A 25,598-nucleotide genomic window follows, 5' to 3' on the forward strand; every position below is an offset into this window, starting at 1 on the left:
GCAGGATGGCGGAAGAAGCCCAAGAACTGAATGTTCTCGAACAGATCATGGTCGAGGGCAAGTTGGCGCGAGACGAAGGTCAGAAGGCCTATGCCCGCGACCTGATCGGCGAATTCATCGATTCAGTCGTCGAAAGCGGATCGGATGTCTCCAATGACACCGTCGCGGCGATCAATCAAAAGATCGCGGAAATTGACGCGCTGATCACCGATCAGTTGAACGAGGTGATGCACCATCCCGACTTCCAGAAACTGGAGGCCAGCTGGCGCGGCCTGCACTATCTGGTGATGAACACGGAAACCGGCACGCAGCTCAAGCTGCGCCTGATGAACGCCTCCAAAAAGGACGTTCTGGGCGACCTGGAAAAGGCCGTGGAGTTCGACCAGTCGGCCCTGTTCAAGCAGATATATGAAGAGGAATACGGCACGTTCGGCGGCTTCCCCTATAGCTGCCTCGTCACCGATTTCGAATTCGGCCGCCACCCGCAGGATTTCGCCCTGATGGAGAAGCTGGCGGAAGTCGCCGCGGCGGCGCACGCCCCGATGATCGCGTCGGCCGGCCCGCGCATGTTCGACATGGACAGCTTCACCGATCTCGGGACGCCGCGCGATCTGGCGAAGATTTTCGAGAGCGCCGAGATGATCAAGTGGCGCAGCTTCCGCGACAGCGAAGACAGCCGCTACATGGTTCTGACGCTGCCGCATACGCTGATGCGTTTGCCCTATGGCCCGGAAACCATCCCGGTCGAAGGGATCGGCTTCACCGAAGATGTCGACGGGCGCGATCACTCCAAGTATCTCTGGGGCAGCGCGTCCTGGGCGATGGCTCAGCGTATCACCAACGCCTTCTCGCTCTATGGCTGGACCGCGGCGATCCGCGGCGTCGAGGGCGGCGGCGTTGTGAAGGGGCTCCCGACCCATACCTTCAAGACGGACGAGGGCGATATCGCCCTGAAATGCCCGACCGAAATCGCGATCACGGATCGGCGCGAAAAGGAACTGTCCGATCTGGGCTTTATCGCGCTGTGTCACTGCAAGGGCACGGATTATGCCGCCTTTTTCGGCGGTCAGACGACGCAGAAGCCGAAGAAGTACAATCTGGACAGTGCCAATGCCAACGCGGCCCTGTCGGCGCGCCTGCCATACATTCTGGCGGCCTCACGTTTCGCGCATTACCTGAAGGTCATCATGCGCGACAAGATCGGCAGTTTCCTGACAGCGGCCAATGTCGAAGAATACCTCAACACCTGGATTGCGAACTATGTGCTGCTGACGGACGACGCGCCGCAGGGAACAAAGGCGCGCTATCCGCTGCGTGAGGCCCGCGTCGATGTGCGGGAGATTCCGGGCAAGCCGGGCGCGTACAATGCGACCGTCTTCCTGAAGCCGCATTTCCAACTGGAAGAGCTGACTGCGTCGGTGCGTCTGGTCGCGGAACTGCCGCCGCCGGCCGCTTAATCGCGCCCGAACGGGGCACAAGGAAACACGGCATTAAACAAGGAAGGCCGCTATGGACGTTCTGGTGATGAAGATCGACGGCATCGAGGGGGAAGCCACGATCGAAAAATACGAGAAGCAGATCATGTGTCAGAGCTTCTCGCATTCGGTTCACAACCACCTTCATACCGACGTTTCGAACGTCGGGCGTGCCCGTGGCCGTGTCGAGCACACGGATTTCACGATCACGAAATACGCGGACAAATCCAGCCCGCTTTTGAACTACAAATGCTGCATGGGCGCCAATCTGGGGACGGTGACTTTCACCGTTCTGCGCGCGTCCGGTCAGGCGGCCCACACGCCGCAGATGATCTACACCCTGGAGAACACGATGGTTTCGAACATCGCGATCGCCGGCGGTGGCAGCGACTCCCCGGTCGAGTCGGTCAGCCTGAACTACACCAAGATCAAATGGGAAGTGAAGGTCCAGTCCGAGGATATGGCCGAGCCGGGTTCGATCGCGTCGGAATGGGACGTTACGGTCAACAAGGGCGACGGTTAATTCGGCGCCCATCGCGGGTAGGCGGGGTGACGGATGGATGCCGAGCTAAACACCGGTTTAAGTGTGAGCGACATGCCTTCCTATGTGAAGCGGTCGTTCAAGAACGGTCATGCCAAACGGGTTCACCTGAAGGCCGGCATGATGCTGTTTACGGTGTCGAACCGCGGCAATTTTACGAATTCGGGCGCCTTTGGCGGGGTGCCGACCTTCTGGTCGCCCTACAAGAAATTCAAGCACGATCCGGGATTTCAGGCGCGTGTGGAGATGGCCAAGGCCGGCGGCATGAAGGCGGAGGAGTTGTTCACCGAACTTTCCGCCTTCTATGGCAAGCATCCAGGCGGTCGCTATGCCATCGTCGGCAAGTTGAAGCGATCCTGTTACGCGTTTTTCGGACCGATCCGGCGTCAGGGAAAATCGGCGGCTCAGGTCGCAGCGGCAACCGCGTCGGGCAGTGCCGGAACCGGCGGCGGGGCCGCCGCCGCGCCGGGATCGGCCAAGAATTTCGTCGGATATCAGTTCTATATCCCCAACCTGGAAGAGGGGACGAATATCCAACGGGTTCGCAAACACGATCTATTGAGCCTGTGACGCCTCCCCGGGCCGGGCGGCCCATCGGAGGATCGGGATGAGACCGTTACGCACCAAATCCGGCGCTTTGGCCCCCTTGTTCGACCGCCTGACGGACGAGGATCCCGGTGTGCCGAACGAGCCCGTCCCGCGGCGCTATCTCGACCTCGACGGGCTGGCGGAATCCGTTCAAAGAGAAATCCAGGTTTTGGTGAATACGCGGTGCGGCTGGGGCGAGTCCGAGATCGACTATGACCAGCGCGGGGTTCCGGATTTCGGTCTTGTCGACCTGTCCCATCTTTTCACGGGGAATATACAGGACCGAAAGAAGATCGCCCGCCATGTCGCCAGGACCATCGCCGCCTATGAACCGCGCCTGACCCAGGTCGCCGTTACGGTGGAGGCGATCCAGAAGGAAACAGGGCGGATCGAGTTGCGGGTGGAAGGCGGATTGCGGTTCGGCGATGCGATCGAACCGATTTCCTTCCCTGTACGTGTGGACGGTACCGCGAGTTCGGAAGGGGTTTAGGGCATGGCGCGTGGAACACGCGACGACCTGCTGGGGCACTATCAGCGCGAATTGGGCTATCTGCGCCGCATGGGGCAGGCCTTTGCCGAGACCTATCCAAAGATTGCCGCGCGTCTGGAATTTGGTGGGGCGGAATCGCCGGACCCCCATGTCGAACGGCTGATTGAGAGCTTCGCGTTTCTGACCGGGCGCATTCAGCAGAATATCGATGCGGAGTTTCCGCAGATCCCGCAGGCGCTGCTGGGCATCCTCTATCCGCAATTCGTCGATCCCGTGCCGTCCATGACCATCGCGCAGTTCAATGTCGACAGCGCGCGGGGCAAACTGACGGACGGATATGCCATTCCCAAAGGGTCGGAGCTGTTTGCGACTGCCCCCAACGGTATGACCTGCCGCATGCGCACGACCTATCCGGTCACCCTATGGCCGGTCCGGGTCAGCGAGGCCGCCATTGAATCGACGGATCGGTATGATTTTCTGGACAGCCGGGTCGATGTGAATGCGGTGCTGCGTCTGCGCATCCGGACTGAGGCCGATGCCTTGAGCGCGTTGGGCATGGATCGCCTGCGGTTTCATCTGCATGCCGACCGCGTTCTCAGCGACGCGATCTGCGAGCAGATTTTCGTCAACACGCGCGGCGTCGCTTTTATAGCGGACGGCAAGACGCGGACGCCGGTTCAACGCCCGCCCAGCGCGATCCAACCGGTCGGGTTCGAGCGGGATGAGGCCGTCATCGAAGTCCCGCCCCATGGTCAGCCGGCCTATCATCTGCTGCGGGAATACTTCACCTTCCCGGACAAGTTCCTGTATTTCGATGTCACGGGCCTGTCCGCCGCCGGGGCGGAGACCGAGCTGGATATCCTGATCCTGCTCGATACCCCGCCGCCCAGCAGCGTGACGGTCGAGGCGGAGAATTTTCGGCTGTTCACGACCCCGGTCGTCAACCTGTTCCGCAAGACGTCGGAACCGATCCGGATCGACGGGCGCGCGACGGAATACCGGCTGATCGGGGACCGCCGGCGGGAGCTGACGACGGAAATCCATTCCATCCTGAGCGTCACCGCCAGCAATCAGGAGGAGGCGGAGGCCTATCGGGTCGAGCCGTTCTTTTCCTTCAATCACGCCGCCCATGGCCGTAATGCACGGGCATTCTGGTATGCGCGACGCGACATGACCGGGCGGTCGGACATTCAAGGGACCGATCTCTATCTGTCCTTTGTCGATCTGGACTACCGGCCGGCCAAACCGGCGACGACGACGCTTTATGCCCATACCCTGTGCACCAATCGCGGCCTGGCGGAACAATTGCGGGCCGGTGCGGTGTTGCAGACGGAACTGGGCGCACCTGTCTCGTCGATCACTGCGCTCTACAAACCGACCCCGCAGATCGAACCGCCGGTCGGGGGCGAGACGCTGTGGCGTCTGATTTCACATCTGTCGCTGAACTATCTGTCGCTGAGTCAGTTCGACGGATCGCTGAAGGCGCTGCGCGAGATCCTGCGGCTCTACACCAACGATGCGGCGCCCGGGACGGAACAACAGATCAACGGCATCGTCGATATGAACTGCCGCCGCGCGGTCTCGCGCCTGGGCTCGGACGCCTGGCGGGGCTTCGCGCGCGGGGTCGAGGTGCATCTGACGATGGATGAACGGGCCTATGTCGGGTCCAGCGCGATCCTGCTGGCCTCGGTCCTGGACCGGTTCCTGGGCCTCTACGCGTCGATCAATTCGTTTTCCAGGCTGGTCGTTCATTCGGTCCAGCGAGAGGGAGTGTGGAAGGAATGGCCGCCAAGGGCAGGCGATCAACACCTCCTCTGATCGAGGAGCTGCGCAATCGGCCCTACCGCTTCGATTTCTATCAGGCGGTGCGGCTGGTCGAATTGGCGCATGGCGTCGGCGTCGATCCGTCCTCGGGCAAGATTCCGTTGGGCGAGGGGCCGGATCCGCGCAAGGAGGCGGTGCGCTTCACCGCCGACCCGTCACTGGCTTTCCCACCCAGTGCGATCAAGGATTATCTGCCGCGCGATCCGGGCAAGCCGGACGATATGACGATCCGCTTCTTGGGATTGGCGGGCGCGATGGGACCGCTGCCCCGGCCGTTCACGGAACGGCTTATCCGTCGTATTTCCAAGAAGGATACCGCCTGGCGCGCCTTTCTGGATATCTTCAATCACAGACTGGCCTCGCTGATGGTGCGGGTGCGCAAGGCGCACCGCATCGGCTTGGACACCCATCCACCGCATGAGACGTTGATCGCAAAGCTGCTGCGATCCTTTATCGGATTGGGGACGCGCGGATTGCGCGACCGGATGGCGATCGACGACCGGGCGTTGCTGCGTTATGCGGGACTGCTGGCGCACCGGCAACGCACCGCCGTGGGTTTGGAGCGCATGATGCAGGACTATTACGGCCTGCCGGTAAAGGCGCAGCAGTTCATCGGCGAATGGGTATCATTGGAGGCCGGCCAGGAAACCGTGCTGGGCGGCAAGGCGCAGGGCCTGTCGGGGCGCAACAACGCGCTGGGAACGCAGGCCTTTCTCGGGACCCGTTACTGGGATCAGCAATCCGGCCTGGAACTGCGCATCGGCCCGTTGGACCGCGAGACGTTCGAAAGCTTCCTGCCGGGGGGGCACCGGTACCGGCCCCTCTTGGCGTTGGTCATGTTCTATGTCTCGCCGGAATACAATTTCACCGCCCGCCTGATCGCCGCGCCGGAAGCGGTGCCGGCGAGCCGTCTCGGTAGCGATTTGCGGCTCGGCTGGACAAGCTGGCTGCGCAGCGCGGATTCCGACGAGACGGATTCCCAGGTCTCGATCCGGATCCGCAGCAAACACGCATTGGAAACCACCTGATCACAATTCCTCGTCCCGTGGCGGTGCTTGCGATGGGCGCGGACTCCCGCCTATCGTAGCGCTCCTTTCAGAGATGCAGGTCCTGCCATGTCGCCCCCCGTCGATCCGGTCACCCCGAACGAAACGCTGCCCAAAGAAGTCGACGTCGTCGTCATAGGCGCCGGTATTGTCGGTGTTTCCGCAGCCTGGTTCCTGACCAAGCGCGGTCTGCGCGTGGCCCTGTGCGAAAAGGGCGTCGTCGGCGGAGAGCAGTCCTCGCGCAACTGGGGGTATTGCCGCCAGCAGGGTCGCGATCCCAAGGAACTGCCGCTGATCATTGAATCCATGCGCATCTGGCGCGGAATCGACGCGGAAATTGGGGCGGAAACCGGCTTCGTTCAGACCGGTGTGATCTATGTCGCAAAGTCCGAAAAGGACATGGCGAGCTATGAGAAATGGCAGAGCCTGTCCGGCCAGTACCAGTTGGACACCAAGGTTCTGAACCGGCAGGGCCTTTCCGATCTGCTGCCGAAACTGGAATCGGATTGGCCGGGCGCGCTGTGGACGCCGAGCGATGGCCGCGCCGAGCCGTCCCGCGCCGCGCCTGCGATCGCCAAGGCGGCGCAGCGGGAAGGGGCGGCGATCTTGACCGGTTGTGCGGTCCGGGGCCTGGAAACGAGCGGCGGCAAGGTGTCCGCCGTCGTGACCGAGAAGGGACGCATCAACTGCAGCGCGGTGGTGCTGGCGGGCGGTGCGTGGTCGTCCCTGTTCCTGCGACGGCACGGGATCGAGTTCCCGCAATTGAAGGTCCGGTCCTCCGTGATGCGGACGACCGAAGGGCCTGAGGTGACGCCGGGCGGCCTGTCGACCCCGGAATTCTCCATACGCCGACGCAATGACGGGAAGTACACCCTGTCGCGCGGGTTCCATTCGACCTTCCATCTGGTGCCGGACGCTTTCCGCTGGTTCGGAAAGTTCTGGAACGCCTTCCTGGCCGAACGGGGCAGTGTGAAGCTGCGCCTGGACGGGGCTTTCCTGCGCGACCTGCGCGAGGATAAGGAATGGGCGTTGGACAGCGAGACGCCGTTTGAGCGCAACCGGGTTCTGGACCCGCCCGCCGACCGGAGAATCCTGGATGCCGGTCTGGCCGATCTGCGCCGGCGTTTCCCCGTTTTGGCGGACCTTCAGGTCGAGGAATACTGGGCCGGGATGATCGATGTGACGCCGGACGCGGTCCCCTGTATCGCGCCGATCGAGGCCATGCCCGGACTGGTTCTGGCATCCGGTTTCTCCGGCCATGGTTTCGGTATTGGCCCCGGGGCGGGCAAACTGGTTGCCGAGATGGTAAGTGGCGCGCCGACTTGCGTCGATCCGGCGCCGTTCGCCTATCAGCGCTTCTTCGACGGTTCCCGCCTCGCACCCGCCGAAGTATAGCCATTCCTTGCGCCGGAACTCGAATCGCGCCCGACTCCCTGACAAGACGGCGTGAGGAGAGCCTGGGCTGATGAAGCTCGACGTCAGAACCTTGCTGGGAAAGCTGAACCCGGCCTGCAAGCGCGCGCTGGAGCAGGCGGCGAACTATTGCGTCCAGCAGACGAATTTCAATGTCGAAGTCGAGCATGTTCTGCTGAAACTGCTGGAACAGACCGACACGGACGCGGTGCAGGCCCTGAAGGCCCATGGCGTCGACATTGCCGATCTGCTGGAGGATTTGCAGGTTTCCATCGACGGATTTCGGCGCGGAAATACGCGCACGCCGTCCCTGTCGCCCCATATCAACGACCTGCTGCAGGAAGCCTGGGTCTTCTCGTCCCTGACATTGGGACAGAATGCCACCCGTTCCGCCGGATTGCTGCAGGCGGCGCTGGACACAGAAACGATACGGGGGCCGCTGATCGACGGCGCGCCATCCTTCGAAACCATCCCGCGCGATGGATTGCGCGATTCGTGGAATGAAATACTGCGGCATTCGCCGGAAGCCATGCCGACCTCTCTTGAGGCCAGCAAGGCCGATGCAAAGGCCGCACGGGAGCGCCGCAAGGAAGCCCGCCAGGCGCCCGCCGAACCGCCGAAACCTGCTGCGGAGGGCGGCGAAACGACGGCCGGCGAGGCCGATGCGCTCGATCTCTATACCGTCTCGTTGACGGATCAGGCCCTGGTCGGTGCCATCGACCCGATCGTCGGGCGCGATGGCGAGATCCGTCAGATGATCGACATTCTGATGCGGCGGCGGCAGAACAATCCGATCCTGACCGGCGAGGCCGGGGTGGGAAAGACTGCAGTCGTAGAAGGCCTGGCCCAACGTCTGGCGGACGGTGATGTGCCGGAACCGTTACGCGACGTCGACCTGCGCGTGCTGGATCTGGCCCTGCTGCAGGCCGGCGCCTCCATGAAGGGTGAGTTCGAAGAACGGCTGAAATCCGTGATCGACTCTGTCCGTTCGTCGACGCGGCCCATCGTCCTGTTTATCGACGAGGCGCATACCCTGATCGGCGCGGGCGGCGCGGCGGGGCAGGGCGACGCGGCGAACCTGTTGAAGCCGGCCCTGGCGCGCGGCGAGCTGCGGACAATCGCCGCGACCACCTGGGCGGAATACAAGAAGTACATCGAAAAGGACCCGGCGCTGGCCCGCCGTTTCCAGGTCGTGAAAGTTGACGAGCCCGATGTCGAACGTGCCGTCGCGATGGTGCGTGGGTTGGCGCGCCGCCTGGAGGATCATCACAAGGTCCGCATTTTGGACGAGGCCATCGCCGAGGCGGTGTCGCTGTCGGCCCGCTATATCGCCGGACGGCAACTGCCGGATAAGGCAATCGGCGTTCTGGACACCGCCTGCGCCCGCGTCGCGGTGGCGCAGGGTGATCGTCCGGCCGAGGTCGAGGCCGCCGCCCGGCGGGTGGAGCGCTTGCAGGTCGAGATCGATATTCTGCGCCGCGAACGCATTCTGGAAGACGACCATGCGGAGCGCCTGGATTCCCTGGAAGCGTCGATGGCGGAGGCGGAGACGGAACGCGACGACCTGACGGCGCGCTGGGAGGCGGAACGGGAAATCGCGGATGAGATGATCGCCGTTTTCGGCAAGAAGCTGGAAGGCGAACCGCCGGGACGGGCCTATGCCGATCTGCGCGACCGGCTGGTGGCGATGCAGGGCGAAACGCCGATGGTGCCGGTCGAGGTCAACGGTGATACCGTGGCCTCCGTGATCGCGGGATGGACCGGCATTCCGGTTGGCCGGATGATGCGCGACGACATCCAGGGCGTGATCGACCTGGAAGATCGCATGAAGGCGCGGATCGTCGGCCAGGACCACGCCCTGGATGTGGTGGCGCGCCGGATCCGGACCTACCGTGCCGGTCTGGACGATCCGGGCAAGCCGGTCGGCGTCTTCCTGTTCGCGGGGCCCAGCGGCGTCGGCAAGACGGAAACCGCCCTGACGCTGGCGGAGCTGCTGTATGGCGGCGAGCGCAACCTGATCACCATCAACATGTCCGAATTTCAAGAGGCGCATACCGTCTCTGGCCTCAAGGGCGCGCCGCCGGGCTATGTCGGCTATGGCCAGGGTGGCGTCCTAACGGAGGCCGTGCGCCGCAACCCCTATTCCGTCGTGCTGCTGGACGAGGTCGAGAAAGCCCATCCCGACGTCATGGAATTGTTCTTTCAGGTTTTCGATAAGGGCCAGATGGAAGACGGCGAGGGGATCGAGGTCGATTTCAAGAACACTGTCCTGATCCTGACCAGCAATCTGGGCGACAAGGTCATCATGGACACCGCTTTCTCCGGCGAAGATCTGTCGTTGGACGGGCTGGTCGCGAAGATCCGTCCTGATCTGCTGACGCGGTTCAAGCCGGCCTTCCTGGGCCGGCTGGTCATCGTGCCCTACCTGCCGCTGGGCCGGGAGGAGATCGCGAATATCGTTACCCTGAAGCTGGACAAGGTCGCGCGGCGTTTCCGCGAGAACAATGGCGCCGAGCTCGTCATCGACGCGGAGATCCCGGCGGCGATTGCAGCCCGGTCCGGCGAGGTGGAGAGCGGCGCGCGCGCCATCGACAATGTCGTGACCCAGAATCTTCTTCCGACCCTGGCTCAGTCCGTTCTTGCCCGGATGGCGGAGGAAAAGCCGTTCGATAAGGCCATCGTCCGCCTGGACGGCGGCGGTTTCGCCGTTTCTTTCGAGTAATCCCGATGCCGCGGTCTCGATGCGGTGCGGTCATGAGGTCCCGGAATGGCTGATCCGATCGGCTTTACGCAGGAGAACCGCTATCTGTCGGTAACGACCCCCTTGGGCACCGACACCATGATTCTGCGCGCTATCCGCGGGACCGAGGGGCTGTCGACCCTGTTCCGGTATGAGCTGGAAATGATGTCCGAGGATCCGGAGGTCGATTTCGCCAGCATCGTCGGCCAGACGGTGACTGCGAAGATCGATATGTCGGACGGTGAAAGCGCCCGCTATTTCGACGGCATGGTCACGGAATTCTCGCAGCACGATTCCGACCCGCGTTTCTGGACCTATCGCGCCGTCATCCGGCCGAAATTCTGGCTGGGCACGCGCAAGACGGATTGCCGCATCTTTCAGGACATGTCCGTGACCGATATCGCCGCCAAGGTGCTGGGAGAGATCGGCGTCACGAATTTCGCGGATGAGACGACCTCGTCCTACACGGCGCGGACATATTGCGTGCAGTATAACGAGACTGTCTTCGACTTCCTGAACCGTCTGTTCGAGGATGAAGGGATTTTCTATTACCACCGGCACGAGGACGGAAAGCACACGCTGGTCCTGGCCGACGATGCCGACGCCCATGCGCCCTGCGAAGGGTTTGATACGGCGACCTATCGCCCGACCGGCCAGCAGGGGCGCGAGGACGAAGACGCGATCCTGCAATTGTCCTATGCCGAACGGGTCGTGTCCGACCATTTCGCCACCGACGATTATAATTTCGAAACGCCGTCGACCGAACTGGCAACGACCGCGGACGGGGACGGTACCGGTTCGGATATGGAAGTCTATGAGTATCCGGGCGGCTATATGGCCAAAAGCGCCGGTGACGGCCGGGCCAATATCCGCGTTCAGGAATTCGAGGCGCTGTCGAAATCGCTCGACGGCCGTTCCCAGATGAAATCCTTCACGGCGGGCTATTCCTTCTCGCTGATCTGGCATGGGCGGGAATCGCTGAACGACGAATACGTCCTGGGCGAACTGTCGGTCCGGGCCGAGGAAGACCGCTATGAGAACACGTTCCGCGCCTTTCCCAAATCGCTGGCCTACCGGCCGGGCCGCCGCACTCGCATGCCCCGCATCCACGGCACGCAGACGGCCCTGGTGACCGGCAAGTCGGGAGAGGAGATCTGGACCGACGAGTTCGGCCGCGTGAAGGTCCAGTTCCACTGGGACCGCGAAGGCAAGAAGGACGAGAACACGTCCTGCTGGGTCCGCGTCGCCCAAGGCTGGGCTGGTAAGAGCTGGGGAAGTTGGTTTCTGCCGCGCATCGGGATGGAAGTTGTCGTGACCTTCCTGGAAGGCGACCCGGACCGGCCGCTGATCACCGGCTGCGTCTATAACGGCGAACAGGTCCAACCCTATACGCTGCCGGACGACCAGACCAAGTTCACGATCAAATCCAACTCGTCCAAGGGCGGCGACGGGTTCAACGAATTCCGGTTCGAGGACAAGGCGGGTGAGGAAGAGGTCTACCTGCACGCCCAAAAGGACTGGAACAGCGTCGTCGAAAATGCGCGGACCACGACGATCAACGAATCCGATGACACGCTGACCGTCGAAAAGGGCAATCGGACTTCCAAGATCAACACCGGGAATGAGGACCATTACGTCAAGGGTACGCGGACGCTCAAGATCGACGGGGCGCAGGACCACACCACCGGCGACGGGTTCACTCACAAGGTCACCGGCGACTATTCGCTGACCGTGTCCGGCGACCTGACCATCGATGTCGATGGCAATATCACGATCAAGGCCGGCAAGAACATCAGTGTGGAGGCCGGGCAGAGTATCGACACCTCCGCCGGTCAGAACATTTCCAACGATGCCGGTATGAACATGGACAATTCGGCGGGCCAGAACATGACCAACACCGCCGGTATGAACATGGACAACAAGGCGGATATGAACCTGACGAACAAGGGCGGCATGAACGTCACGGACGACGCTGGTATGAAGCTGACCCTGAAATCCGGCATGAACACGGAATCGAAGGCCGGGATGTCGCTGAAGGAAGAAGGCGGCATGTCCATGGAAATGAAGGGCGGCATGAGCCTGAAGCAGGAGGGCGGTCTGTCCCTGACGGCGAAGGGCGGATTGTCCGGCACCTATGAGGGCGGATTGAACGGCACGCTTAAGGGCGGTGTGATGGCGATGCTGCAAGCCGCGATCGCAAAGCTGGGCTAGGCACATGGCGGAAAACGGCGACCCCCCGAAGAAGAAGGCCAAACCCCGGCCGCCGGACGGCATTTACCAGGAACGGGATGACGAGGGCCGTCCGAAGGCGGAATACACCATCGCCGACGGCAAGCTGGACGGCGTTGCGCAGTTCTATACCGATGGAGAACTGTCCCAATGGGGCAATTTCCGGGCCGGCAAGCTGCATGGCGAGAACCGTTTCTATTCGGACGGGGAAATCGTCCAGCTTTCGAACCATCGAGACGGCAAGCTGCATGGCGAATACATCGAATACAGCCAAGGCAGGCCGACCGCGCGGCACCATTTCAACAACGGCGTCCTGAACGGCCCTTCGGAGTTCTATAGCGACGGACGCATGACCCAGCGTTCGATCTATGTGAACGGCTATCTGGACGGGGAGACCGTCTTCTTCAATGATGATGGCGAGGTTCAGCAGACCGTGGTCTTCGTACGCGGACGCAAGGAAGGATTGTGCGTCTTCTATGAAAAGGGCCAGAGGTTGATGGAGATAGAGTTCAAGTCGGATTTGGAGAACGGGTGGCTGACGACCTATTCACCGATCGGCAAGGCGATGGCCAAAATCCCCTACAAGGACGGAAAAAAGCACGGGGAAGCGCGTTATTTCGATTTGGAAGGCCATTTGGTCAAGCGCGAGACCTTCGTTGCAGGAAAGTTGAACGGGCCGGCCGTCGAAATGCTGCCCAACGGTACCGTCCTGAAGGAAAGCCGGTATCGCGACGATAAACTTCACGGCTGGTCTGTAGAATACAACCATAAATCGAAGGAAGCCTTTCGGCAGGAATTTCGCGACGGGGAACCAATAGGACCAAAGCTCGAGAAAACGCGGTTTGGCCGGCGTGAAATGGATGAAGAGGCTGAAGAATAAGTTGAACCGTTAAATCTTCGTTAAGACGTATGGGTGCTATCCTGAGACGCAACGTGGTCTCGGCTACCGGTATGGAGCACCCATGTGGGATTTCTTTTCGCTTGAGCGGTACATGCCGCATTCGATTTGTTTCGCGGAAGATCCAGATCTGATTGTAACCCATGTCGGATCAGACGCGGTAATCGCGCTTTCCTACTTTTCGATCCCGCTGGCGATCATGTACTTCGCCAAGGAGCGCAAGGATCTGGAGTTCAAATGGATCGCCCATTTGTTCATCCTGTTCATCCTGTGGTGCGGGATCACCCATGTCGCCGACCTGGTGACGATCTGGTATCCGATCTATGGCGTGCAGGCGACAGCCAAGATGCTGACGGCCCTGGCGTCGGTTTCCACCGCCATCGTTGTCTGGGCCATCATGCCGCAGCTTATCGCGCTGCCATCCCCCGGCGATCTGAAAACGGCGAACCGGGCGCTTCAGGACGAGATCGAAGTGCGGCGCGAAGCGGAAACCAATCTTCGCCGTGCGCGGGATGAGCTTGAAGTCCGCGTCGCCGAACGCACTGAAGAGCTTCAGGACGTCAATCGGCGGCTACGGGAACAGTCGCGCTTCTTGGAATCGATCATCGGCAATGCCGGGTCGGCGATTTGGGTCAAAGGCGTCGACAACCGGTATCAATTGGTCAACGAAGAATGGTCGAAGATAACCGGCATTCCGAGAGATCGGGCGATCGGCTTTACCGACCATGACATTCTGCCCCCTCATATGGCGGACACCTTTGTCCGGAATGACCGTCAGGTCATCGCGACGCGCCGCCCGCTGCGTGAGGAGGAACCGCTGACGACCTCTGACGAGGTGAAGGCGATCGTATCGACCAAATTCCCCATCTTGTCGGAAGGGGGCGTCGTTATCGCCGTCGGGGGAATTGCCACCGATGTGACAGCCCAGAAGTCGGCTCAAAACGAATTGCTGGAAGTGAACAAGCAATTGGTCGACGAAGTGGCGATGCGTGAACGCGCACAGATCGAGCAGGCGGAGTATGCACGCCAATTGGAGATCAGTAATACCGAGCTGGACAGTTTCGCCCATACCGCCTCTCACGACCTGAAGGAGCCGCTGCGCGGCATTTCGCACTATGCGACGTTTGCTTTGGAGGATCACCCGGACGACCTGCCCGAGGATGTGAAGTCGCGCCTGATCGACATCCGAACCATGGCATCGCGGCTTCAGGGTATGATCGATTCCTTGTACCGGTTGGCAAAGAGCGGACGACGCTGGAATCCGGTCAACCGGGCAAATATCGGTGAGTGCGCCCAGGCGGCGGTTGAAACCTTGGCCAGTTACATCGCCACCCAGGACGGCGTGGTGAAAGTCGATGACAAAATGCCAACGATGCGGGTCGATTCCGAGCAGGTTCAGCAACTTTATCGCAACTTGATTGCCAACGCCCTAAAGTACAATCATTCGGAATCGAAGATGGTGGAAATCGGCTGGGTTCGATCCGTGTCCGATCTTCCGGATGGTGATGCCTTGTCGGTCTTGCGCAAGACGTCCGGGCCGGTCTTCTTCGTCCGTGACAATGGGATCGGCATTCCCGAAAAGTCGCGTAACGAGATATTCACGGTGTTCCGTAAACTGTCGAACAACGATGATAATGGGGACTCCCATGGCGTCGGTCTCAGCATCGCCAAGCGCATCGTCGACCGGCATGGCGGGACAATCTGGACGCGCCCCGTAGAAGGCGGCGGTTCTGTGTTCTATTTCACGCTGTCAGCCTGATCGGAGACAAGACCATGATCGCCATGCCCGGTTACGGACAGACGAGTCGCATGGATCAGGGCTGCAGTTTGCTGTTGGTCGATGACAACGTCATTGACGTCGAATCCGTAGCGCGGGCGCTGCGCCGGGTTGGGGGAGGGCACAGTCTCGATTCCGTCGGTTCCGGCGGGGATGCTCTGACCCATTTGGAGCAGCGCCTGGGGCGGGACGAGGACTTGCCGGACCTCGTTCTTCTGGATCTCAGCCTGCCTGAAGCGAACGGATTGCAGGTCCTCAGCACATTAAAAACAAACGAAAAATTTAATCATATCCCGGTTGTAATCTTTTCCAGTTCCCGGTCAGGCCGTGATATCAAATCGGCCTATCGGGAGGGGGCTAACGGCTTTGTAACCAAGCCGCCCGATTTCGATTCCCTGGTCCAGGCACTGGAAGGGCTATTGAAGTACTGGCGCGATGTGGCGGAGCTTCCGCCATGAGCGAAGGAACCGAACCGATGCTGGACATTTTGATCGTCGACGATTCCCCCGCCGATCGGGAGATGCTGCGGCGCTGCCTGGAAAATGCGCCGCTACGCTGTGGCAAGATCGCGCGGATCCGTGAGGCCTCCTCCGGTTCGGAGGCGTTGGACGCCTGCCAGGTCGGACAGCCGGACTGCATGATCATCGACTATCGCCTGCCCGATATTACAGGGTTGGATTTTCTGCGCGACATGAGCCCCTATATGCCCAATCAGCATCCGCCGGTGATTGTGGTGACGGGGAACGGGTCGGAGGCGGTCGCCGCCGACACGGTGCGTCTTGGAGCGACAGATTACCTGACCAAGGACCGGCTGACGCGCAACAGCATCCGTCGGTCGGTTGATACGGCGGTCGAGCGCTTTCGAATTCAGCGGCAGTTGCGGCGCTATCACGCTGCACTGGAGCGCAGCAACGCGGATCTGACGAATTTCGCGGCGCGTCTGGCTCATGACCTGCGTAACCCGATAAACTTCGTCAAAGGCTACAGCGAGATGCTGCAGCTCAACCCGGATATGCCCCCGGACAAGCGGTACGAGTATCTCGGCAACATCACCGAGGGACTGGACCGCATGGATCGTATGCTGCACGCGCTTTACCAGTTTTCGACGGTGAAGCAGGACAAGGCCCTGGCTGGTTGCGTGCCGCTGGATGGCGTGTTCTCAGATGTGCGCAAACTGATGGCCGACCGGATTGAAGAGGCAGGGGCCGAACTGGTATTGCCTGAGGCTGCACCGGCGGTTATTGGCGATCATGGTCTGCTGCTGTTGTTGCTGCAGAACCTGATCGGCAATTCGCTGAAGTATCGGGGCGAAGCGCCGCCCAGGATTCGGATTGCGGTCCGTGAGCGGGAACACCAGGTCATTGTCGCCGTCGCCGACAATGGTCGGGGGGTGCCGGAAGAGCATCGCGAACGGATATTCGAGATGTTCCATCGGGTCGATCCGGAACGTGGAATCGAAGGCAGTGGCATCGGCCTAGCCACCTGCCGACGTATTGTGGAGCGTCATGACGGGTCGATCTGGTGCGAACCGAATGCCGGAGGCGGCTCGGTTCTCAGCTTCACCCTGACTCCGACCAAGCTTTGAGCCTCACCGGGGGATGCGCCTGGCCAGGCATGAAATCCAGGCTTCCTAACGGCCGCGAACAGCCATAGTCTTTTCCCTCGGTGCAAACCTTACTACCGGGAAAGTCTGCTATGGCGGTGCCCGCCGCGACTGTGACTGCAATGCATGTCTGTCCGATGGTGACAGGTATCGTGCCCCATGTCGGGGGCCCGGTGTCGTCGCCTTCGATGCCGACGGTCTTGCTTGGTGGTCTGCCGGCGATCGGTCCGGGGTCCGTGGCGGTCTGTGTGGGTCCGCCGGATTCTGTCGTAATGGGGTCCCCGACTGCCCTGGCCGGCGGGATCCCAATGTCCCGAATTGGCGATACCTGTGCGCATGGTGGGGCAATCGTCGTCCCGATGCCGACCGTGCTTCTGCCCTGACACGGGTATCAAGGCGCCGAATATAGGCAGTCAGATTCAAGTAAAATTAGATGTAGCATCGGCTATGTGCCGGTCTGCCGCATGACTCTATTTTGTTCCTTTTGGCAGGAATCGCGGCATCCGATATCCTGTGTTTCGGCTTAATGTTCATGCTATATGTTGATCTCTAATTACTTGTTTTTTCTTGCATTTCCTTTCTTGATCCTCGGATTCGCCGGGTGTTACAATATGGGTGCGTGATCCGATATCTGGCGTGACGTTCAGAATGACCCACAAGATACTGGGGGCGCGGCATTTTTTCGAACTGAGGGTAAGCCGGATGAGCGGCAGAAGCGGCGGCAGACATATCGGGCGTACTGGTCCCCGGATCGGATTGCCGGTCGAACCGTCCCGGATAGAGGGGCGATCGGATTTGCGTGCCGGTGCGCGGGGCGGGTGGTCGCCCGATCCGGCGCTGGGGTCCGATCCGCGCCGAGATGGCGGCAATGCCTGGAAACCTTCGGCGCCCGGACGTGCAGAGGCGGGGCGGCATGCCGAACGGCTCAGCATCACCCAACTCTTTGAACATATGGAGCCGAGTCCGCGCAGCTATCGCGACGACGCCTATGAGGATGCGCCGAAGATCGCGCATCCGGCATCGCGCGGTCGTAACGCCGCGTCCTTCGCAACCATGGGCGCGTTGATCGGCGGGGCGGCCTTGTCGATCTTCATCATCTTTGTAGCCGGCTTTCTGTCGGCGGTGCTGATCTTCGGTGAACCGGACGAAGGTGGCGAACTCGCGATCCGTACGGCCCCGATGCCGGCGGAGGAGAGGACACAAGGTGTCGCCGCCGGGGTATCCGGTTCGGAGCGGGCTGCGACGCCGGGCGGCACCGCCGCAGAAAACGCCGGACGCTCCGTGGTGCCCAGTGCTACCGCGGGTCGCGAACCCTTACCCGCGCCGTCGCCCGAAATCGCCGCCGCCGAGGCCGCGCGTCAATCCGCCTTGGGCGAAGATAACCGTGCCGCTGCGCCAGCCCCGATGGCGGCGCCGACACAGCCGGTGACGGGTTCGGTCATTGCCGCGCCTCAATCCGGCACTCTGGACAGACAGACCGGCCCGGAAGCGACGCAGTCCACGCCACGCAGTAGCGGTGTCGTCGTGACGGACGCGATCATCTTCCCGCCGTCCAAGCCCGCGGAGCCACCCCGGCAGGCAGTGGCCAGCGCGCCTCCGGATGGCCGTCTCACCGCGCCGTCTGGCAATTACTCGCTGCAGTTCGGGGCATTCCGGGACCGCAGCAACGCCGAGGCGTTGGTCCGGGAAATCGCGCGTGTTGCGCAAGGCGGGATCGCCGAGGAAACCGGAGTGTCGGGCACGGTGCTCTACTATGTCCGGGCGGGCGCTTTCCGAACGCGGGCGGAGGCATTGGAGGCGGTTCGCAGTCTGAGGGATCGGACCGGCATCGTCACATTTGTCCATGCCAACCGTGGCGCCGGGTGATCCGGATGATGGGAAGGGGAGTGGGGAGAGTTCCGTTCGCGCTTGTCCTGGCCGGGCTCCTGCTGGCCGGATGCGGGCTTGTCGGTGCCGCGACCTCGCCGGTTTTTCAGGTGGAAGCCGTGCAGGTCCGCTCCTCTCCGGACGCGAACGGTAATTCGGCCACACGTGTCGACATGGTCTTCGTTTACGATCAGGCGGTCGTCGACATGTTGCAGACCCTTACTGCGGTCGAATGGTTCACCCGCAAGCGTCAGTTCCTGCTGGATTTTCCGGAAGGGATCGGCGTGCGGTCCTGGGAGGTCGTCCCCAACGACACGCTGCCGACCGAAGAAGTCCCTGAAACGCTGCTGGAGAACAAATCCGGCGACAACGCCGTCGCGGCCTTTGTCTTTGCGGACTACCTTTCGCCGGGCGCCCACCGCGCACGGTTGGAATCGCGGCGGGGGATCCGCATTGAATTGGGGCGCGACGACTTCGCGCTGACGCCGTTCACGCCCGAATCCTGACCCGCCCGCACCGGCTGCGTTTCTTGACCAAGGGCGCGGAATCAGGGACTTCTAACCGGTCCCGCGTCGCAGCTCTGACCGGGGGAGCAGGAAAGGAAAGGGAATGCCGCGATCCGCAAGGGAATTGCCGGATGCCATCCAATGGCATGAGGGCATGTTGCTGGCGCCGCAGCATTTCCAGCAATTGGCCATTCGCGGCGAGGAGCTGGTCGCGTATCACGCGCTGACCGGCAGTCCGTTCCACTGGGGCGTCCGGCACATCAAGATCGATCCGGTGCAACTCGTCAGCGGTATTTTTCGCATTCTGGAACTGGAAGCGATCCTGCCCGACGGCCTGATCGTCAGTCACCAGCAGGGCGATGGAAATCCGTTGGAACTGGATATCGCCGATCATCAGGACGAATTGTCCGGTGGCGCGATGCCTGTCTATCTGTGCGTGCCTGTCCGCCGTATGGGTGCGCGGGCGACCCGGGGCGACCTGCCGCGCTATGCCGAAGCAGAGGGCCTGCCGATTGCCGACGAGCAGACCGGTGAAGGTGAATTGGCCATCCCGCGCATTCGGCCCCGTCTGTCGCTGCAAATGACCGGGACCTTGGCGCAGAAATTCGTCGGCATACCGATCGCTCGAGTGGCGCTTCGGGAAGAGGCGTTTACTCTGACCGATTTCGTACCGCCGCAATTGGCGGTGACCCGTGTGTCGGTCATTGGCGAGATGTGTCAGACACTCTCGACACGCCTGCGGGAAAAGGCTGTGTTCCTGGCCGAACGCGCCCGCACACCGCTGGGCCAGTCGGATCGGCCGATGCTACAGGAGTCGCAAACCGCGATCCACGGGCTGGTTGCTGGGCTGCCGGTATTCGAAGCGATGCTGAAGACGGATTCCAGTCATCCCTATCCGCTGTATCTCGCGCTTTGCAGCATCGTCGGGCATATGACCGCCGTGGGGGGTGCCCTGGTGCCACCGGCGCTGCCCGCCTATGATCACAACGATCCGCGCAGCAGTTTCGCCGCCGCTCACGACTTTGTCGTCCAGATGCTGGACCGCATTTCCGAAGCCTATATGGCGCTGCCCTTTGCCGAGGCGGACGGCATCTTCAGCCTGAAGATTGAACCGGAATGGTGCGACGACGATTTGACCATCGGCGTGCGCGCGCGGGCGGACATGACGGAATCCGATGTCATCGCCTGGATGGACACTGCGTTGATCGGATCGGAATCCGTGATCACGCCAATGCGGGCGAAGCGCGTATTGGGGGCGCCGCGCCATCGTATCGATCGGGAAAAAGCGCTGGATGTCGTACCGACCCGTGGGGTCGTTCTGTTCAAGATCGAAGTCAATTTCGACGATATCGTTCCGGGCGAACGCCTGTCGATCTTATCCGGCGATCGCGGCCGGCGGGAACCTCCTCAGGAAATCGTTCTCTACGTCCGCAATTCGTCGGTCGACGACCGGTAGGGCCCGGGCATGTCTGCGCGGTCCGCCTCCGTCGCCGCTGCCACCGCAATGGGCGGTGCGGGCGCGTATGTTCTGGACCAATTCCGAGAATTCTATGACGAGGTCATTCAGCTTCGCGAGGCGGCGCTGAAATCAGGGCGTGCGCCGGGCGATTACGATCTGCATGCCGACGAGGCGGACCGGCCGGCCGCCGCGCCGCCGCCATTGCCCGGATTTGCCGTCGGGCCGCCGCCATTGCCAGGGGAGGCCGCGCCGCCATTGCCCCCGACGCCGGAAGCGGACCCGGACGAAATGGATGAAGACGACGGTCCTGTCCCGCAAGCCGCGCGCCCCAGTATTGGCATGACGGCGGAAGAGGCGCTGCAGAAACTTCAGACGCTTCTGGAAATGCAGGCCTTGGAGGCGGGGCACCGCGGCGGGGAATATGGCGTTCTCTATTATCGGGAAGCGCAATATGTGATGGCTGCGCTGGCCGACGAGATTTTTATCAATCTCGACTGGACCGGCAGGAACTTCTGGCGAAATGACTTGTTGGAAACACGACTTTTCGGCAGCTACAACGCCGGTGACGTCGTCTTCAAGCGTCTGGAAAAACTGTTGCAGACCGGCGACCGGGTTCAGGCGGAAATTGCCGTCGTATATCTGATGGCCCTGACGCTAGGATTTCGCGGCCGCTATGCCGGCGGCGGGCACGAGGCGCGGATCGCCGAGTATCGCAAGCAGCTCTACTATTACATTTTTCAGAAACGGCCCGATCTGGAGGATCCGTCGACGCGGATCGTTCCCGAATCCTATCACCACACCCATGGCAATGTGACGGCGCGTCTGTTGCCTTCACCCGCGCGTTGGTTCTGGCTGCTGGGGGCCGTGATCATTTTCTATCTGATCGCGTCCCATTTCATCTTTCATGACGCCATGGCGCCATTGATCGAAGCCTTGGATGCGGAGGAGCATCTCCAATGACGGGGGTGTGGCGATCATGAGCGTTTGGGACGCGATCCGGGACCTGCTTTTCCGCATCACACCGTATCTGCCCGGGATCGTGGGGTTCTTGGTCTTTCTGGCGATCGCGCTGACGGTCTTCCTGATCATCGTGACGCGTCGGATGCGGAAGAAGGATCCGGAAGAGAGCGAAGAGGATGGCGTCCGGAGCGTCGACGACGATCCGGACTACGAGCCATTCTCGGCGGAGCCGGACGATCTGCCGCTTCTGCCCATGCGCAAGAGCTTTCAGCACGCGCTGAAGATTCTGCGTCGCCATGTTTCGGGCCGAGATTGGCGCTATGCGATCCCCTGGTACCTGCTGGTCGGTCCCGAACAATCCGGCAAGTCCTCTCTGATCGCCCATACCGGCATGGATTTGCCCGTCGGCCATCCGGCGGAGGATTACGAGGACCTGCGCCCGGCCTGCAAATGGTGGTTCTTCGACCGCGGGGTCGTTCTGGACACGGCCGGGGCCCTGTTTCGGCAAAAGGACGGGCGCGGCTCCAATTCAAAGGCCTGGACCCGGTTCCTGGGATTCCTGGACCGCTACCGGCCGCGCCGTCCGGCCGACGGCATCGTCCTGACGATCCCGATCGAGGATTTTCTGGACGATCAGGGCGCGCTGCGCCCGCAAGAGGACATCGCCCAACGCGCCGATGCGATCTACAAGAAGCTCTGGCAGGCGCAAACCCGCCTGGGTCTCAGCTTCCCCGTCTATGTCGTCGTGACCAAGCTGGATCGGCTGCCAGGCTTTCAGACCTTGGTCGGCGAGTTGCCGGACCATGCCCTGGCCGACATGCTGGGCTGGGCCAGCCCCTATAGTTTCGAGACGGAGTTCCGTGAGCCGTGGATTGACGAGGCGATCGACACGGTCGGGACGGGCCTGCAAGCCATTCAGATGGAGATTTTCGCAACGGTCGGTGAGGCGGCCGTCGCCGAGGACATCTATCGGCTGCCGGCGGCATTCAACGGATTGCGCGAACCGCTGCGCAACTATCTGCGCCAGATTTTCAAACCCAGCGTCTATCATGACAGCTTCACGCTGCGCGGCATTTGGTTCACCGGCGATAGCGGCTTTGAATTCAGCGATATGGAGCGCCCGGTCCCGGTTCTGTCCGGGGTCTATGGCGGCCCGAGATCGCGTCAGGCCTATCCGGTTTTCCTGCGCGACCTGTTCGAAACCAAAATTTTCCCGGAGCGCAACATGGCGCGACCGGTCAAACGGGCACTGACCGCGCGCAACAAGATGGCGACGGGTGCCCAGGCCGCATCCTTGGGCGTCGCCGTCTTCGGGGGGCTGGCCCTCTGGTATCTGCATAGCGAGATTCATCGCGACGTCTCCACGGTGACCCCCTTCATTGAAACGGTCGCCCGCGACATTCGGGAGGTGCGCGCCGACCGTCGCGCGGGTGATCACGATTCCTCGTCGGCCGGGTTCAGCCGAGAGCGTGCTCTGGTCCTGCTGGAAGGCATGGCGGCGCTGGAAACGGGGTCCTTTTCGTCCCTGCTCATTCCGTCCTCCTGGGTTGCAGGCGTGGACGACCGGGTTGTCCGCGTGACGACGGACGCCTTCAGCCTGTTCATTCTGCAGGCGATGGGGGCGGCGCTGGACGAACGTGGTGTGGCGATCGGTGCGGGCCGCATTCCGCCCCGGGGCGAAGGCGGATTCGCACAGGATTCCGCGATCGAACGAATTGCCGCGTCCATGGCGGACGGGGGCCGAGGAGCGACGCCACCGGGACTTGCAGCGCCGCCGGAGCGAGGTCCGGAGTATGCCCGTCTGCGAGACTATGTTCTGGCGATCCGAGATTTCGAATCCGCTGTGGAGCGGTACAATTCCCTGCGCGAGACCCATAGCCTGGAAGACATACGCAAACTGGTTTCCTATCTGTTCGGCGTCCAACTGCCGGAAAGCTTCCTGGATAATACCGATCTCTATCGCGACGCGTTGATCGGCTCGAACTATCGCGAAATCCCGCTGGCCGCCTATCAGCGGGAGATCGGCGGCCGGTTCGAAAGTTACATGAACGCGGCGCTGAACGAACTCTATGCCGGCAACCCGTTGATGCGCTCCCTGTCAGAGCTGGCCCTGACGCTGGATGATCTGTCGACCCGACGGTCCGCCAGTATCGATGCCTTGCGCAACCTGCGTGGCCAGATCGCGGAAATTCGGCAGAAGATGGAAGATCCGACATACGCCTGGATGGACGACCCGTCCTTCGATCCCGCGATCGCCTATGCCTCGGCAGCGGATCGGATCGGCGGGTCCCGGCTGCTCGGCCCGCAGCAGGCCGCGAATTTCAACGCCGCGCATATCAACGGCCTGGCCGAATTGCGCACGGCCATGCCGGATCTGCGTGCGATTTCCGTGGGGCCGATATTGGACCGAGACGGCGACCGGACGGTTCTGCGCCTGGCCCCGGCCGTGACCGAATTCTACGCCGTCGTGGAAGCCTTGTTCCTTCAGCCCTTCATGCGCGAGGGCCGCCACCAACCCCTGCCGGGTCCGCCGCCGACCGGCAGCACGGTTGAATGGAATGCGAATATCCTCGGCGAGGGGCTGGATCTGGTCGAATCCTACGAAGCCTTCGTGCGCGATGAAATCGACCGCGTGCCGCGTGGTTTGCAGCCTTTGGTACGGACAGCGGGCGGCGAGATGTTGGAGCGAGCAGTGAACGACCGCGTCGCGGCGGCGATTATTCCGCCGCGCGGCCGATCGACATCTTCCGTCCAATCCGAAGACGCGCTTCGCCGCGCCGTTACCGCCTTCGGGGAGGCGGGGATCGTCATGTCGGAAATCCTGGGCGCCTATGATCAATTGGGCCTGGAGGACAGCTATCTGGACCTTCTGGATTTGAGCGTCGCAACGGCCATCGGTTTTATCGAGGAGGCGGATTCCCTGTTCTCTGCGGGCGCCCTTTATGTTCCGCGCGGCGGCGATTTCGATTTCTGGGATGGAACGCCCGGCTTGGCGCTGGAGGCATTCCGCGCCCGCGACCCGTTCGAGCTGCGCGATATCCTGTCCCAACAGCGTGGGCGTATCGGCATCATCGCGAACGGTTATGTGAAGCCGGTATCGGACTTTCTGGGCAATCTGGATATCCGTCTGTCGGAGCGCGAGGCCGGTCTGCTGGGCAAGTGGCGGCGCATTATCGAGGAGTTGCAGAAATATGAGCTGCAACAGGCGGACAACACGGTCGCCGAATTAGAACGCTTCATCACCGGGCCGATGCTGGATGTGAAATTTGCGACCTGTGCCGCGACGCTGGACGACGCTGTGGCGGAGCGCCGGTCCGCGGATTTCTTCCTCGATCGGATCACGCGGTTGAGTAGGGGCATCCGCGGGCGTTGCCTCGATCTTGCCGGGATTGAAGCACAGACGGCGTATTCCGCCATTGCCGACGCGTTCGACGACCACTTGGCCGGCCGCTATCCGTTTACCTTGACGCCTTTCGAAGCCGACATGCGCGAGGCCGCGCCCCGCGATCTGCGCGCCTTCTTCGCCCGTTATGACCGGGAGGTTGAAGCGGCGCGCCTCGCCCTGGAACAGGCCGACGATCTGGGTTTCAGCCGCGACCGGGCGTTGGAATTCGTGGCACGGATGGACCGGATACGCGACTTCTTCGGCCCCTGGCTGACGTCGACCGGCGGCGAGGACACGCCGGTTTTCGATATGGCGGTCACCTTCCGCGTCAATCGCGACCGGGAGGCCGGCGGCGATCAGGTCATTGATTGGCAATTGTCTTCCGGACCGGACGTGGTGACCCTTCGGGGCGAGAAAACGCCATTGCGGTGGAGTTTGGGCGAGCCGATCGCTCTGCGTCTCCGCTGGGCCGACAATTCCACGCGGGTTCCGGCCGTGGCGGTGGACCAGCCGCAGATCCGGGTCGACGGCCGCCGGGTCGAAATCGTATATGACAATCTCTGGTCTCTGATGGATTTGATCCGCCGGCACCGGTCCGGATCGGACGATTTCTCGGAATTTGTCGACCCCCGGCCGCATACGCTGCGGGTGGAAATCCCCACGCGACCGGAGGGCGGCGGCCCGATCGAGCTGGCGCGACTGTTCCTCAGGGTCGAGTTGTCGACGTTGCAGGAAGGGCAGCCGGTGCCGTTGGTCATGACGCCGTTCCCGTATGAAGCCCCGCGCCTGGAGCCTTGA

The 25,598-nt window shown here is 62.0% G+C and carries 18 protein-coding genes and 1 pseudogene; all 19 read left to right on the top strand.

Annotated elements, in window-relative coordinates; translation table 11 throughout:
• Positions 1-5 precede the first annotated feature (5 nt).
• The 19 genes and pseudogenes from tssC (at position 6) to ACO06O_RS06370 (ending at position 25,598) form a co-directional block, all read left to right on the top strand.
• Positions 6-1,457, top strand: coding sequence for a type VI secretion system contractile sheath large subunit (gene tssC / locus ACO06O_RS06280; RefSeq protein ID WP_421877446.1), 1,452 nt, complete (start codon positions 6-8; stop codon positions 1,455-1,457).
• A 52-nt stretch (positions 1,458-1,509) separates the two neighbouring features.
• Positions 1,510-1,998: an Hcp family type VI secretion system effector gene (locus ACO06O_RS06285; protein WP_420417251.1), complete on the top strand. Its 489-nt coding sequence runs from the start codon at positions 1,510-1,512 to the stop codon at positions 1,996-1,998.
• A gap of 63 nt (positions 1,999-2,061) precedes the next feature.
• Entirely contained in the window at positions 2,062-2,586 is a 525-nt protein-coding gene (locus tag ACO06O_RS06290) for a hypothetical protein (RefSeq protein ID WP_421877448.1), read from the top strand.
• 37 nt (positions 2,587-2,623) lie between these two features.
• The gene (gene tssE / locus ACO06O_RS06295; RefSeq protein WP_421877451.1) at positions 2,624-3,094 is read left to right on the top strand and encodes a type VI secretion system baseplate subunit TssE; all 471 of its coding nucleotides are present in this window, start codon (positions 2,624-2,626) and stop codon (positions 3,092-3,094) included.
• A 3-nt stretch (positions 3,095-3,097) separates the two neighbouring features.
• The gene (gene tssF, locus ACO06O_RS06300) at positions 3,098-4,912 is read left to right on the top strand and encodes a type VI secretion system baseplate subunit TssF (protein ID WP_421877453.1); all 1,815 of its coding nucleotides are present in this window, start codon (positions 3,098-3,100) and stop codon (positions 4,910-4,912) included.
• Complete coding sequence (tssG, locus tag ACO06O_RS06305; RefSeq protein ID WP_421877456.1) at positions 4,876-5,946, top strand: type VI secretion system baseplate subunit TssG; 1,071 nt, start codon at positions 4,876-4,878, stop codon at positions 5,944-5,946. Before tssF ends, tssG begins: the two co-directional genes overlap by 37 nt.
• Positions 5,947-6,033: 87 nt before the next feature.
• The gene (locus ACO06O_RS06310) at positions 6,034-7,359 is read left to right on the top strand and encodes an NAD(P)/FAD-dependent oxidoreductase (protein ID WP_421877458.1); all 1,326 of its coding nucleotides are present in this window, start codon (positions 6,034-6,036) and stop codon (positions 7,357-7,359) included.
• 70 nt (positions 7,360-7,429) lie between these two features.
• Complete coding sequence (gene tssH, locus ACO06O_RS06315; RefSeq protein WP_421877460.1) at positions 7,430-10,099, top strand: type VI secretion system ATPase TssH; 2,670 nt, start codon at positions 7,430-7,432, stop codon at positions 10,097-10,099.
• Between the two features lie 45 nt (positions 10,100-10,144).
• Entirely contained in the window at positions 10,145-12,328 is a 2,184-nt protein-coding gene (locus ACO06O_RS06320; protein ID WP_421877464.1) for a type VI secretion system Vgr family protein, read from the top strand.
• A 4-nt stretch (positions 12,329-12,332) separates the two neighbouring features.
• Entirely contained in the window at positions 12,333-13,226 is an 894-nt protein-coding gene (locus ACO06O_RS06325) for a toxin-antitoxin system YwqK family antitoxin (RefSeq protein WP_421877466.1), read from the top strand.
• An 82-nt stretch (positions 13,227-13,308) separates the two neighbouring features.
• A complete protein-coding gene (locus ACO06O_RS06330) occupies positions 13,309-15,003 on the top strand; it encodes a sensor histidine kinase (RefSeq protein WP_421877469.1) in 1,695 nt (564 codons plus the stop codon).
• A gap of 14 nt (positions 15,004-15,017) precedes the next feature.
• Complete coding sequence (locus ACO06O_RS06335) at positions 15,018-15,479, top strand: response regulator (protein ID WP_421877472.1); 462 nt, start codon at positions 15,018-15,020, stop codon at positions 15,477-15,479.
• Complete coding sequence (locus ACO06O_RS06340) at positions 15,476-16,606, top strand: ATP-binding protein (protein WP_421877474.1); 1,131 nt, start codon at positions 15,476-15,478, stop codon at positions 16,604-16,606. Before ACO06O_RS06335 ends, ACO06O_RS06340 begins: the two co-directional genes overlap by 4 nt.
• 206 nt (positions 16,607-16,812) lie before the next feature.
• Positions 16,813-16,917, top strand: a pseudogene (locus ACO06O_RS06345) (type VI secretion protein); the annotation flags it as partial.
• Positions 16,918-17,326: 409 nt separating this feature from the next.
• Positions 17,327-18,490: an SPOR domain-containing protein gene (locus ACO06O_RS06350; protein WP_421877477.1), complete on the top strand. Its 1,164-nt coding sequence runs from the start codon at positions 17,327-17,329 to the stop codon at positions 18,488-18,490.
• Between the two features lie 20 nt (positions 18,491-18,510).
• Positions 18,511-18,996 (top strand): hypothetical protein, encoded by a 486-nt coding sequence (locus tag ACO06O_RS06355; RefSeq protein ID WP_421877479.1) that lies wholly within the window; start codon positions 18,511-18,513, stop codon positions 18,994-18,996.
• Positions 18,997-19,099: 103 nt separating this feature from the next.
• Positions 19,100-20,452 (top strand): type VI secretion system baseplate subunit TssK, encoded by a 1,353-nt coding sequence (gene tssK, locus ACO06O_RS06360; RefSeq protein WP_421877481.1) that lies wholly within the window; start codon positions 19,100-19,102, stop codon positions 20,450-20,452.
• A gap of 9 nt (positions 20,453-20,461) precedes the next feature.
• The gene (locus tag ACO06O_RS06365; protein WP_421877483.1) at positions 20,462-21,415 is read left to right on the top strand and encodes a DotU family type IV/VI secretion system protein; all 954 of its coding nucleotides are present in this window, start codon (positions 20,462-20,464) and stop codon (positions 21,413-21,415) included.
• Positions 21,416-21,431: 16 nt separating this feature from the next.
• Positions 21,432-25,598: a type VI secretion protein IcmF/TssM N-terminal domain-containing protein gene (locus tag ACO06O_RS06370; protein WP_421877485.1), complete on the top strand. Its 4,167-nt coding sequence runs from the start codon at positions 21,432-21,434 to the stop codon at positions 25,596-25,598.

Origin of the sequence: Pacificispira sp., assembly GCF_965228185.1 — a bacterium.
Lineage (GTDB): Bacteria > Pseudomonadota > Alphaproteobacteria > UBA8366 > Aestuariispiraceae > Pacificispira.

Excerpts from the sequence above, each read along its gene's own strand:
- tssC (WP_421877446.1), top strand. The coding sequence starts at position 6 with ATGGCGGAAGAAGCCCAAGAACTGAATGTTCTCGAACAGATCATGGTC.
- ACO06O_RS06370 (WP_421877485.1), top strand. The coding sequence starts at position 21,432 with ATGAGCGTTTGGGACGCGATCCGGGACCTGCTTTTCCGCATCACACCG.
- ACO06O_RS06335 (WP_421877472.1), top strand. The coding sequence starts at position 15,018 with ATGATCGCCATGCCCGGTTACGGACAGACGAGTCGCATGGATCAGGGC.
- tssG (WP_421877456.1), top strand. The coding sequence starts at position 4,876 with ATGGCCGCCAAGGGCAGGCGATCAACACCTCCTCTGATCGAGGAGCTG.
- ACO06O_RS06340 (WP_421877474.1), top strand. The coding sequence starts at position 15,476 with ATGAGCGAAGGAACCGAACCGATGCTGGACATTTTGATCGTCGACGAT.
- ACO06O_RS06365 (WP_421877483.1), top strand. The coding sequence starts at position 20,462 with ATGTCTGCGCGGTCCGCCTCCGTCGCCGCTGCCACCGCAATGGGCGGT.
- ACO06O_RS06325 (WP_421877466.1), top strand. The coding sequence starts at position 12,333 with ATGGCGGAAAACGGCGACCCCCCGAAGAAGAAGGCCAAACCCCGGCCG.
- ACO06O_RS06310 (WP_421877458.1), top strand. The coding sequence starts at position 6,034 with ATGTCGCCCCCCGTCGATCCGGTCACCCCGAACGAAACGCTGCCCAAA.
- ACO06O_RS06320 (WP_421877464.1), top strand. The coding sequence starts at position 10,145 with ATGGCTGATCCGATCGGCTTTACGCAGGAGAACCGCTATCTGTCGGTA.
- tssF (WP_421877453.1), top strand. The coding sequence starts at position 3,098 with ATGGCGCGTGGAACACGCGACGACCTGCTGGGGCACTATCAGCGCGAA.
- tssH (WP_421877460.1), top strand. The coding sequence starts at position 7,430 with ATGAAGCTCGACGTCAGAACCTTGCTGGGAAAGCTGAACCCGGCCTGC.
- ACO06O_RS06330 (WP_421877469.1), top strand. The coding sequence starts at position 13,309 with ATGTGGGATTTCTTTTCGCTTGAGCGGTACATGCCGCATTCGATTTGT.
- tssK (WP_421877481.1), top strand. The coding sequence starts at position 19,100 with ATGCCGCGATCCGCAAGGGAATTGCCGGATGCCATCCAATGGCATGAG.
- tssE (WP_421877451.1), top strand. The coding sequence starts at position 2,624 with ATGAGACCGTTACGCACCAAATCCGGCGCTTTGGCCCCCTTGTTCGAC.
- ACO06O_RS06285 (WP_420417251.1), top strand. The coding sequence starts at position 1,510 with ATGGACGTTCTGGTGATGAAGATCGACGGCATCGAGGGGGAAGCCACG.
- ACO06O_RS06350 (WP_421877477.1), top strand. The coding sequence starts at position 17,327 with ATGAGCGGCAGAAGCGGCGGCAGACATATCGGGCGTACTGGTCCCCGG.